11 protein-coding genes are annotated in these 9125 nt (G+C 65.9%); 6 read left to right on the top strand and 5 right to left on the bottom strand.

Annotated elements, in window-relative coordinates; all coding sequences use genetic code 11:
• Nucleotides 1-12 precede the first annotated feature (12 nt).
• From MOE34_RS20895 to MOE34_RS20870, 6 genes are all read left to right on the top strand, one after another.
• Entirely contained in the window at nucleotides 13-606 is a 594-nt protein-coding gene (locus MOE34_RS20895; protein WP_242219479.1) for a TadE/TadG family type IV pilus assembly protein, read from the top strand.
• Nucleotides 603-1220, top strand: a complete 618-nt coding sequence (locus MOE34_RS20890; protein ID WP_242219477.1) for a TadE/TadG family type IV pilus assembly protein — start codon at nucleotides 603-605, stop codon at nucleotides 1218-1220. The genes MOE34_RS20895 and MOE34_RS20890 overlap by 4 nt, the downstream gene beginning before the upstream one ends.
• 76 nt (nucleotides 1221-1296) lie before the next feature.
• Entirely contained in the window at nucleotides 1297-2526 is a 1230-nt protein-coding gene (locus MOE34_RS20885; protein ID WP_242219475.1) for a phosphopentomutase, read from the top strand.
• 8 nt (nucleotides 2527-2534) lie between these two features.
• Nucleotides 2535-3491, top strand: coding sequence for an adenosine deaminase (locus MOE34_RS20880; protein WP_431522450.1), 957 nt, complete (start codon nucleotides 2535-2537; stop codon nucleotides 3489-3491).
• A 106-nt stretch (nucleotides 3492-3597) separates the two neighbouring features.
• A complete protein-coding gene (gene upp, locus MOE34_RS20875; protein ID WP_160787286.1) occupies nucleotides 3598-4227 on the top strand; it encodes a uracil phosphoribosyltransferase in 630 nt (209 codons plus the stop codon).
• A 125-nt stretch (nucleotides 4228-4352) separates the two neighbouring features.
• Nucleotides 4353-4892 (top strand): TIGR02281 family clan AA aspartic protease, encoded by a 540-nt coding sequence (locus tag MOE34_RS20870; RefSeq protein ID WP_242219471.1) that lies wholly within the window; start codon nucleotides 4353-4355, stop codon nucleotides 4890-4892.
• Here MOE34_RS20870 and deoA read toward each other — a convergent pair.
• Genes deoA through MOE34_RS20845 form a run of 5 tightly spaced genes read right to left on the bottom strand, consistent with a single transcriptional unit; the run spans nucleotide 4882 to nucleotide 9125 of the window.
• Nucleotides 4882-6195, bottom strand: a complete 1314-nt coding sequence (gene deoA, locus MOE34_RS20865) for a thymidine phosphorylase (protein ID WP_242219469.1) — start codon at nucleotides 6193-6195, stop codon at nucleotides 4882-4884. The two genes, MOE34_RS20870 and deoA, sit on opposite strands and share 11 nt — an antisense overlap.
• A 1-nt stretch (nucleotide 6196) precedes the next feature.
• Nucleotides 6197-6958, bottom strand: coding sequence for a deoxyribose-phosphate aldolase (gene deoC, locus MOE34_RS20860; RefSeq protein WP_431522398.1), 762 nt, complete (start codon nucleotides 6956-6958; stop codon nucleotides 6197-6199).
• Nucleotides 6951-7763, bottom strand: a complete 813-nt coding sequence (locus MOE34_RS20855) for a purine-nucleoside phosphorylase (RefSeq protein ID WP_242219465.1) — start codon at nucleotides 7761-7763, stop codon at nucleotides 6951-6953. Before MOE34_RS20855 ends, deoC begins: the two co-directional genes overlap by 8 nt.
• On the bottom strand, nucleotides 7760-8152 hold the full coding sequence (locus MOE34_RS20850; RefSeq protein WP_242219463.1) for a cytidine deaminase: 393 nt from the start codon (nucleotides 8150-8152) through the stop codon (nucleotides 7760-7762). The genes MOE34_RS20855 and MOE34_RS20850 overlap by 4 nt, the downstream gene beginning before the upstream one ends.
• A gap of 1 nt (nucleotide 8153) precedes the next feature.
• Complete coding sequence (locus tag MOE34_RS20845) at nucleotides 8154-9125, bottom strand: ABC transporter permease (RefSeq protein ID WP_242219461.1); 972 nt, start codon at nucleotides 9123-9125, stop codon at nucleotides 8154-8156.

Here is a 9125-nt window from a genome sequence, read left to right as displayed (position 1 = left end):
GAACGGATCGCGATGTCGCCCGATCATGATGCAGCAAACCGCCGACGGCCGATGAACGGACTGTTCAGGCGTTTCCTCACCCGCCGCGATGGCGCGACGGCGATCGAATTCGCCCTGCTCGCCCTGCCCTTCTTCCTCATCGTCTTCGCCTCGCTCGAGACCTTCCTGGCATTCTCGGCGGAACAGCTCTTCGCCAACGCCAACGAGACCATGGCGCGCAGGATACGGACCGGCGTCATCAACTCCACCAATACGGACAGGGTCGCCTACCGTGAGGCCTTCTGCGAGGAGATCAAGCTCCTCATGCCCTGCTCGAATACCGAGGCGCAGACCGAGGACAGGCTCTTCATCCATGTGGAGAGCTTCGCGAGCTACGCCGACATCACCCCGGCGGTTTCCATCGTCGAGGACAATCTCGACACCGCCGCCTTCAAATTCGCACCGGGCGGCAAGAACTCCATCAACATCGTGCGCGCCTATTATCGCTGGGACATCATCACGGATATCGTGCGCCCCCTGCTCTCCAGCGTCACGGCGGCCGACGGCACGACCCGCAACTACCTGATGGTCGCAACGACCATCGTGCAGACTGAGGACTACAAATGATGTCCCGGCATGCCTCCAGCCCGCAGACCGGCAAGGGTCTCCTCCAGACGCTGCGCCGCTTCATCGCCGACCGCAGCGGTGTGGGCGCCATCGAATTCGTGATCGTCGCGCCGCTTCTCATCATGACCTATATCGGCGCCTTCGAGATCACCGTCGGCATTACGGTCGCGCGCAAGGTCGCCCGCGCCTCCAGCAACGTCTCCGACCTCCTCACGCGGGTCGAGAAGACGAACACGACGATGCTCTCCGCCATGAAGGAAGTCACCCGGAGCGTCGTCGCGCCGTTCGCGCAGAACGCCTACAGCCTGAAGATGACCGGCATCGCCATCGACGCTGGCGGCAACGCAAAGGTCGCCTGGTCGCGCGAATGGTCGCGCGCAAGCGGCGCGACCAACGAAAGCGAGGGGACGCCCTATACCAAGGGCGATGCCGTGACCCTGCCTGCGAACACCGTGGCGAAGGAAGGCTTCATCGTGCGCACGGAGTTCGAGATGCAACACCCGCTCCTGCTGATGGCGCCCAACCTGTCCTCGCGCGTCAATGAGATCACGCTGGGCAAGACGAGCTATTTCCGCGCGCGCATCGGCAAGAACATCACCTGCAGCAATTGCTGACGGAGCGCGATTTCGCTTGAACCCCTCGCCGCCGCCATGCCATTCCCTTGGGATGCGGACAGACGGCAGGTGATCCATGGCGCGAGCCTTTCTCTTCGTTCTCGATTCCTTCGGCATCGGCGGCGGGCCTGATGCGGAGAAATTCGGCGATCTTGGCGCCGATACGCTCGGCCATATTGCCGAATTCTGCGCGGCTGGCGCCGCCGACAGGCCTGGTCTGCGACAGGGGCCGCTGAAGCTTCCCAACATGTCGGCACTCGGCCTTCTGCATGCCGCCCGCGCCGCGACAGGGCATTTTCCGCAAGGCATGGATGTGCCGCAGCGCGTCTTCGGCTATCACGGCGCAGCGAGCGAGGTCTCGAACGGCAAGGACACACCGTCCGGTCACTGGGAGATAGCCGGCACGCCGGTTTCCTTCGACTGGGGCTATTTCCCCGCCGATGGCGACGCCTTCGAGCCGGAACTGGTGGAAGCAATCCGCAGCGCCGGCAACGTGCCCGGCATTCTCGGCAATTGCCACGCCTCCGGCACCGATATCATCGCCCGCCATGGCCTGGAGCATATCCGCACCGGCAAGCCCATCTGCTACACCTCTTCCGACTCCGTCTTCCAGATCGCCGCACACGAGGCGCATTTCGGCCTCGCCCGCCTCCTGGCCTTCTGCGAGACCGTGCGGAAAATCCTCGACGAGCGGCCGGGCGGGCGCATCGGCCGGGTCATCGCGCGACCCTTCCTCGGCGAAACACCCGAGACCTTCGAGCGCACCGGCAACCGCCGCGACTATTCCGTCCTGCCGCCCGAACCCACGCTGCTCGACCGGCTGGCGGAAGCCGGGCGCACCGTGCATGCCGTCGGCAAGATCGGCGATATCTTTGCCCATCAGGGAATAGGCACGCTCACCAAGGCAAACGGCAACATGGCGCTGTTCGACGCGACGCTGCGCGTGATGGACGAGGCCAGGGACGGCGATCTCGTCTTCACCAATTTCGTCGATTTCGACATGCTCTACGGCCACCGGCGCGACGTGCCCGGCTATGCCGCCGCGCTCGAAGCCTTCGACCGCCGCCTGCCGGAGGTGGACCGCAAGCTGAAGCCCGGCGATATCGTCATCCTCACCGCCGACCACGGCTGCGACCCCACCTGGCGCGGCACAGACCATACACGCGAGCGCGTGCCCATCCTCAGCTTCGGCCCGGGCCTGCGCTCGCGCCTCATCGAAACCCGCAATACCTTCGCCGATATCGGCGAGAGCATCGCCCGTCATCTCGGCATCCCGCAGGGGCCGCACGGAAGGAGTTTTTTGTGACGAAAACCATGCCCAAGGCGGAACTGCACTGCCATATTGAAGGTGCGACGCCCCCTGCCCTCGCCGCCGCCCAGGCAAAGCGCTACGGCATCGACACATCCGGCTTCATCAAGGACGGCGAATATTGCTGGCAGGACTTCACCAGCTTCGTGCAGAGCTATGACGCCACCGCCAACCTCTTCCGCACGGAGGAGGACTATGCGCTGCTCGCCGAAACGTACCTCACCGAGATCGCCGAGGCGGGCGTGATCTACAGCGAGCTGATCGCCTCGCCCGACCAGGGCGACGCGGTCGGCATCGGCGCGGACGCCTATATGCGCGGTCTTGCGGAAGGCGCCGAGCGCGCCAAGGCGAAGACCGGCATCGAGACGCGTCTTCTCGTCGTCGGCATTCGCCATTTCGGCCCGGAGCGCGTGGTAAGGGCAGCGGAATATGCCGCGCGCCGGCCGCATCCCCTGATCACCGGCTTCAACCTTGCCGGCGAGGAGCGCATGCACCGCGTTGCCGATTTCACCCGCGCTTTCGACATCGCCCGCGATGCCGGCCTCGGCATCACCATCCATGCCGGCGAGCTCTCCGGTGCCTTCAGCGTGCGCGATGCGCTCGACCATGTCCGCCCCGCGCGCATCAGCCATGGCGTGCGCGCCATCGAGGACGCGGACCTCGTCAAACGGCTGGCGGACGAGGGCGTGGTGCTGGAGGTCTGCCCCGGCTCGAATATCGCCCTCGGCGTCTTCCCGGATTTCCAGAGCCACCCGCTGCGGGCGCTGCATGAAGCCGGCGTGCGCGTCACGCTCAACTCCGACGACCCGCCCTTTTTTCACACCTCGCTCGCCCGCGAATACGAGATCGCCTCGACCGTCATGGGCTTCAGCGACGAAGACATCCTCGGCATGACGCGCACCGCCATCGAGGCCGCCTTCGTGGACGAGCCGACGCGCCAGCGGCTGCTTTCACGCCTCTAGAAACCGCAGCCGGCTGGGGATGTTGCCCTCCGCCGGCTCTCTTCTCTTGCGGCGGGCCGCCGTTCCGTGGAAAAAGAAGTCATCACTTACTTTCGGAAGGTTGGCCATGGACGGCGTTACAGTCATCGATCACCCGCTCGTGCAGCACAAGCTGACCATCATGCGCAAGAAGGAGACCTCCACGGGCAGCTTCCGCCGCCTGCTGCGGGAAATCTCCACGCTGCTCTGCTATGAAGTCACGCGTGACCTGGAACTTACCACGGCGCGCATCGAGACGCCGCTGGAAGTAATCGACGCACCTGTCCTCGAGGGCAAGAAGCTGGTCTTCGCCTCGATCCTGCGCGCCGGCAACGGCCTGCTCGAGGGCATGCTGGAGCTGGTGCCGTCGGCCCGCGTCTCCCATATCGGCGTCTACCGCGATCACGAGACGCTGGAAGCGGTCGAATATTTCTTCAAGGCCCCCGACAGCATCGACGAGCGCCTCGTCATCGTCGTCGACCCGATGCTGGCGACCGGCAATTCCGCCATCGCCGCCATCGACACGCTGAAGGCCCGCGGCGCGACCAATATCCGCTTCCTCTGCCTGCTCGCCGCGCCGGAAGGCATCAAGAGTTTCCGCGCCCACCACCCTGATGTGCCGGTCTACACCGCCTCCATCGACCGCCAGCTCAACGAGAAGGGCTATATCGTGCCCGGCCTCGGCGATGCCGGCGACCGCATGTACGGCACGAAGTGACGGGTTAACCCCGCCTTTACCAAGCGAAGCAAAGATCGTGGAGAGGGGCGCCTGAAAGCGCCCCTTTTGCCGTCCGTTAGCGAGGACCGTGCTATTTCGGGACAAATCCTCCCGGAGACCACCCCATGTTCGTTCGCAGCCTCGTCCTCGTCGTCGGTTCCGTCATCGCGGCCGCCACCTTCGTGCCGAATCTTGCGACCCGCTATCTTGCCGCAACCGGCAAGGCACCCGAAGAGGTCAAGGTCGAGAAGGTTTCCGTTCCGGCCGGTCAGGATGCGGCGCGCTACACCGGCAATCGCAGCGCCGTGATCGGCGGCGACGCCAGCGGCCATTTCACCGGCCTCTTCTCCATCAACGGCCGCAAGGAAGAGGGCATGGTGGATACGGGCGCCAGCATGGTCGCGCTCAATGTCTCGACGGCCCAGCGTATCGGCATCGACAAGGCCGACCTCGATTTCCGCTATGCGGTCGATACCGCCAACGGCAAGGCCCGCGCCGCCTATATCCGCCTCGACAGGATCGAGATCGGCCCGGTGCGCATCGAGAATGTCGGGGCCATGGTGCTTGAAGACAAGGCGCTCTCGGGCACGCTGATCGGCATGAGCTTCCTGAAGGCCCTCTCCTCCTACAAGGTCGAAGAGGGCAAGCTGCACCTCACGCGCTGATGCGCGTCAGGATATCCGCCGCAGCCGCCGGCGCTTCCGCACGCACGCGGTAAAGCGCGCCGAGCCGTTCCATCGCGCGGGCGGCATCGGCCTCGTTCACCGCATGCACGCGACCTATCTCCATGCCCTTCTCGACCCGGGTGCCGAGCGGCAGAAGGCGGTCGAAGCCGACGCGGTGGTCGATGACATCGTCCGGCCGGCTGCGTCCGCCGCCAAGCTCGATGACGGCAAGGCCGACGCCCCGCGTGTCGCAGGAGGCGAGGTAGCCACTTTCCGCCGCGAGGATGGGACGAATGACCGGGGCGGCGGCGAGATAGGCATCCGCCCGCTCGACGATATCGGCAGGCCCGCCGAGCGCATGCACCATGCGGCCGAAGACCTCGGCCGCCGCACCGCTTGCCAGCGCCCGCGCCGCCTTTGCCTCGGCGGCAGAAAGATCACTTTCCAGCCCCGACGAAACCAGCATTTCCGCCGCGAAGGCGAGCACGATGCGCTCCAGCCGCGTCCCGGCCTTATCGCCCTTGAGGAAGGCAATGCAATTGGCGATCTCGACGGCGTTGCCGGCCGCGTCCGCGAGCGGCTGGTTCATGTCGGTGATGAGGGCGGAGGTCTTCACGCCCGCGCCGTTCGCCACCTCGACCAGCGAGCGGGCCAGCATCTCGGCTTCGGCCGCATCCACCATGAAGGCGCCGTTGCCAACCTTAACGTCCAGCACCAGCGACTGGAGGCCCGCGGCGAGTTTCTTGGAGAGAATGGAAGCGGTGATCAGCGGCACCGAATCGACCGTCGCCGTGACGTCGCGGATGGCATAGATGCGCTTGTCGGCCGGCGCGAGCGCCGCCGTCTGGCCGATGATCGCGCAGCCGACATCCTTCACCGTGCGGCGGAAGAGGTCGGCGGACGGCATGATCGTATAGCCGGGGATCGATTCCAGCTTGTCCAGCGTGCCGCCGGTATGGCCGAGGCCGCGTCCGGAGATCATCGGCACGGCAAGGCCGCAGGCCGCGGCGATCGGCGCCAGCATCAGCGAGACATTGTCGCCGACGCCGCCGGTGGAGTGCTTGTCGGCGATCGGCCGGTCGATATCGGACCAGTCGAGAACGTCGCCCGAATCGCGCATCGCCAGCGTCAGCGCGACGGTCTCCTCGCGTGCCATGCCCTTGAACCAGATCGCCATGGCGAACGCCGCTACCTGCCCTTCGGAAACACTGCCATCGGTGATGCCGGCGATGAAGCGGGCGATCTCCTCGCGGGAAAGCGGTTCGCCGTTCCGCTTGCGGCGGATCGTCTCCTGCGGCAGCATTTCAGTAGCTCGCGGGCGCGGAGGGTGCCGCCTGGCCGCCGAGCACGGAAAGGATATCGCCAAGCAGGCCGGACGCGCCGAAACGGAAGGTCCTGGGCGTCGCCCAGCCCTCACCGAGGATCGAGGCGGCAAGGGCGAGATATTCGCCCGCATCGCCCACCGTGCGCACGCCGCCTGCCGGCTTGAAGCCGACCGGCTTGCCGCTCTCCTTGATCGCCGCCAGCATGACCCCGGCGGCTTCGAGCGTCGCGTTGACGGCGACCTTGCCCGTCGAGGTCTTGATGAAATCGCTACCGGCGGCGATGGCGAGGTCGGATGCCCGGCGGATCAGCGCCGCGTCCTTGATCTCGCCGGTCTCCAGAATGGTTTTCAGGATGACGGGCGGCGTGCAGGCGGCCTTCACCGCCGTCACCATCGCCGTCACCGCCGCTTCGTCGCCGGCCATGAAGGCGTGGTAGGGAATGACAAGGTCGATCTCGTCCGCGCCATCGGCAATCGCCTTGCGCGTTTCGGCAAGCACGTCCGCGACGGCAAGGTCACCGGAGGGGAAGTTGACGACCGTGGCGATCTTCACCGCATGGCCCGCACCGAGGATGCCGCGCGCCTGCGCGACGAAACGCGGCCAGATGCAGATGGCGGCGGTCGTGCCGAAGGGCGTCTGCGCCTGCCGGCAGAGTTTTTCGATGGCAGCCGCGTCGCAAGTGTCGGTCAGGTCCGTCAGGTCGAGCAGCGAGAGCGCCTTCTTTGCCGTTTCCTCAAGCATGGTCATTGCCTCCGCCCGCGATCATCTCGGCGAGGATCGCGGCAAGCCGCTTTCCGCCGATCGGGGCCATATCCTTCGTTTCGTGATGGCTGAGTTCGGCGCCCGTCATGCCGGCGCCGTAGTTGGTGATGACGGAGACCGCCGCGACCTTGAGGCCGAGATGGCGGGCGATCAGCACTTCCGGCACCGTCGACATGCCCACGGCATCCGCGCCGAAGACGCGCGCCATGCGGATTTCCGCCGGCGTTTCGAAGCTCGGACCGGAGAACCACATATAGACGCCGTTCGACAGGGGGATATCGAGCTTTGCCGCTGCCGCCTCCATGCGCGCGGCAAGGTCCGCGTCATAGGCGTTCGTCATGCCGACGAAGCGGTCGTCGCTCTCAAGGCCGATCAGCGGGTTCGTGCCGGAGAAATTGATGTGGTCGGAAATGCGCATCACCGAGCCGGGCGGCATGTCCTCGCGCAGCGAGCCCGCCGAATTGGTGAGGATCAGCGAGGTGACGCCGAGACCCTTCAGCACCTCGATGGGCGTGCGCATGGCGTTTGCATCGCCACGCTCGTAGAAATGCACGCGGCCGGAGAGCATGATGACGGGTACGCCGCCGAGCGTGCCGATGACCATCTCGCCGGCATGGCCGGAGACGGAACTGACCGGAAAGCTCGGCAGGTCCGAATAGGGAATGCGCAAGGGGTTCTCGACCGCCTCAACCAGCGTGCCGAGGCCGGAGCCGAGCACGATGCCGTAGCGCGGCGCAACGCCGCCGAGGCGCGAGAGCAGCAGGTCCGTGGTCGCGCCGCTCATCCGAGGATGTCCGTCGCGAAGCTGTGCGGCAGCAGCTCTTCCATGGTCATGGTCTTCTTCACGCCGGTCTCGTCGCAAAGATAGATCGGCGTCTTCGCCGTGGCGAATTCCGCGATCTTCTGCCGGCAGCCGCCGCAGGGCGGGCAGAGCGGCAGCTTTTCGGCGATGACGGCCATTTCGATGATCTTCTTGTTGCCGGCCATGATCATATGGCTGATCGCGGTCGGCTCGGCGCACCAGCCCTGCGGGAAGGACAGGTTCTCGATATTGGCGCCGGCATAGATCTTGCCGTCCTCGGCGCGGATGGCCGCGCCGACGGGGAACTTTGAATAGGGTGCATGCGCGAAGCTCATCGCCGCGCGTGCCGCCTCGAAGAGGTCGTGGGACATTCTATCGTTCCTTCACATAGGGCACGCCGCCGGCCTTCGGCGGGATGGCCTTGCCGATGAAGCCTGCAAGCAGGATCACCGTGAGGATATAGGGCAGCGCCTGCATGAGCTGTACCGGCACCTTGCCGATCAGCGGGAAGGCATAACCCTGGTAGCGGATCGCGAAGGCATCGAGGAAGCCGAAGAGCAGGCAGGCGAAGAGGATGTTCTTCGGCCGCCACTTGGCGAAGATCAGCGCGGCGAGCGCGATATAGCCCTTGCCGGCCGTCATGCCCTTGGTGAAGCCGGCATTGGCCGCCAGCGACAGATAGGCGCCGGCGATGCCGCACAGGATGCCGCAGCAGATGACGGCGCGGTAGCGCAGCCAGATGACCGAGATGCCGGCCGTGTCGACCGCGCCGGGATTCTCGCCGACGGCGCGAAGGCGAAGGCCGAAGCGCGTGCGGTAGAGGATCCACCAGCTCGCCGGCACCATCAGGAAGGCGAGATAGGTGAGCGGCGAATGGCCTGACAGCAGTCCCGAATAGATCTGGCCGAGGATCGGCACCTCGCGCACCGCATCGGCGAAGGGCAGCTTGATCGTGCCGAAGCGGCCATCGGCCGAAAGCGCGGGCGTGCGGCCGCCCTGGCGGAACCAGGCCTCGCCGAGGATGACCGTGGAGCCGGCGACGACGAAGTTGATGGCCACGCCCGAGACGATCTGGCTGCCGCGCTGGGTGATCGAGGCATAGCCGTGCACCAGCGCCAGCAACACCGAAACGAGGATGGCGGCGCCAAGGCCCATATAGACCGACTGGGTGATATAGGCGACCGAGCCGGCGGCGAAGGCCGCGCCCAGCATCTTGCCCTCGAGGCCGATGTCGAAGACGCCGGCCCGCTCGGTGAAGAGGCCGGCAAGGGCGGCGAGGATCAGCGGCGTCGAAAGGCGGACGGTCGACTGCGCGAGCTCGATGAAGACCTGAAAGAACTCCAT

The organism is Shinella zoogloeoides, from assembly GCF_022682305.1.
Lineage (GTDB): Bacteria > Pseudomonadota > Alphaproteobacteria > Rhizobiales > Rhizobiaceae > Shinella > Shinella zoogloeoides_B.
Note: the sequence above shows the minus strand (reverse complement) of the source record. Positions and strands in the feature narration are given on the sequence as shown.

Coding starts and splice junctions, on each gene's coding strand:
- upp (WP_160787286.1), top strand. CDS start 3,598: ATGGACGGCGTTACAGTCATCGATCACCCGCTCGTGCAGCACAAGCTG.
- MOE34_RS20850 (WP_242219463.1), bottom strand. CDS start 8,152: ATGTCCCACGACCTCTTCGAGGCGGCACGCGCGGCGATGAGCTTCGCG.
- deoA (WP_242219469.1), bottom strand. CDS start 6,195: ATGCTGCCGCAGGAGACGATCCGCCGCAAGCGGAACGGCGAACCGCTT.
- MOE34_RS20855 (WP_242219465.1), bottom strand. CDS start 7,763: ATGAGCGGCGCGACCACGGACCTGCTGCTCTCGCGCCTCGGCGGCGTT.
- deoC (WP_431522398.1), bottom strand. CDS start 6,958: ATGCTTGAGGAAACGGCAAAGAAGGCGCTCTCGCTGCTCGACCTGACG.
- MOE34_RS20890 (WP_242219477.1), top strand. CDS start 603: ATGATGTCCCGGCATGCCTCCAGCCCGCAGACCGGCAAGGGTCTCCTC.
- MOE34_RS20895 (WP_242219479.1), top strand. CDS start 13: ATGTCGCCCGATCATGATGCAGCAAACCGCCGACGGCCGATGAACGGA.
- MOE34_RS20845 (WP_242219461.1), bottom strand. CDS start 9,125: ATGGAGTTCTTTCAGGTCTTCATCGAGCTCGCGCAGTCGACCGTCCGC.
- MOE34_RS20880 (WP_431522450.1), top strand. CDS start 2,535: ATGCCCAAGGCGGAACTGCACTGCCATATTGAAGGTGCGACGCCCCCT.
- MOE34_RS20885 (WP_242219475.1), top strand. CDS start 1,297: ATGGCGCGAGCCTTTCTCTTCGTTCTCGATTCCTTCGGCATCGGCGGC.
- MOE34_RS20870 (WP_242219471.1), top strand. CDS start 4,353: ATGTTCGTTCGCAGCCTCGTCCTCGTCGTCGGTTCCGTCATCGCGGCC.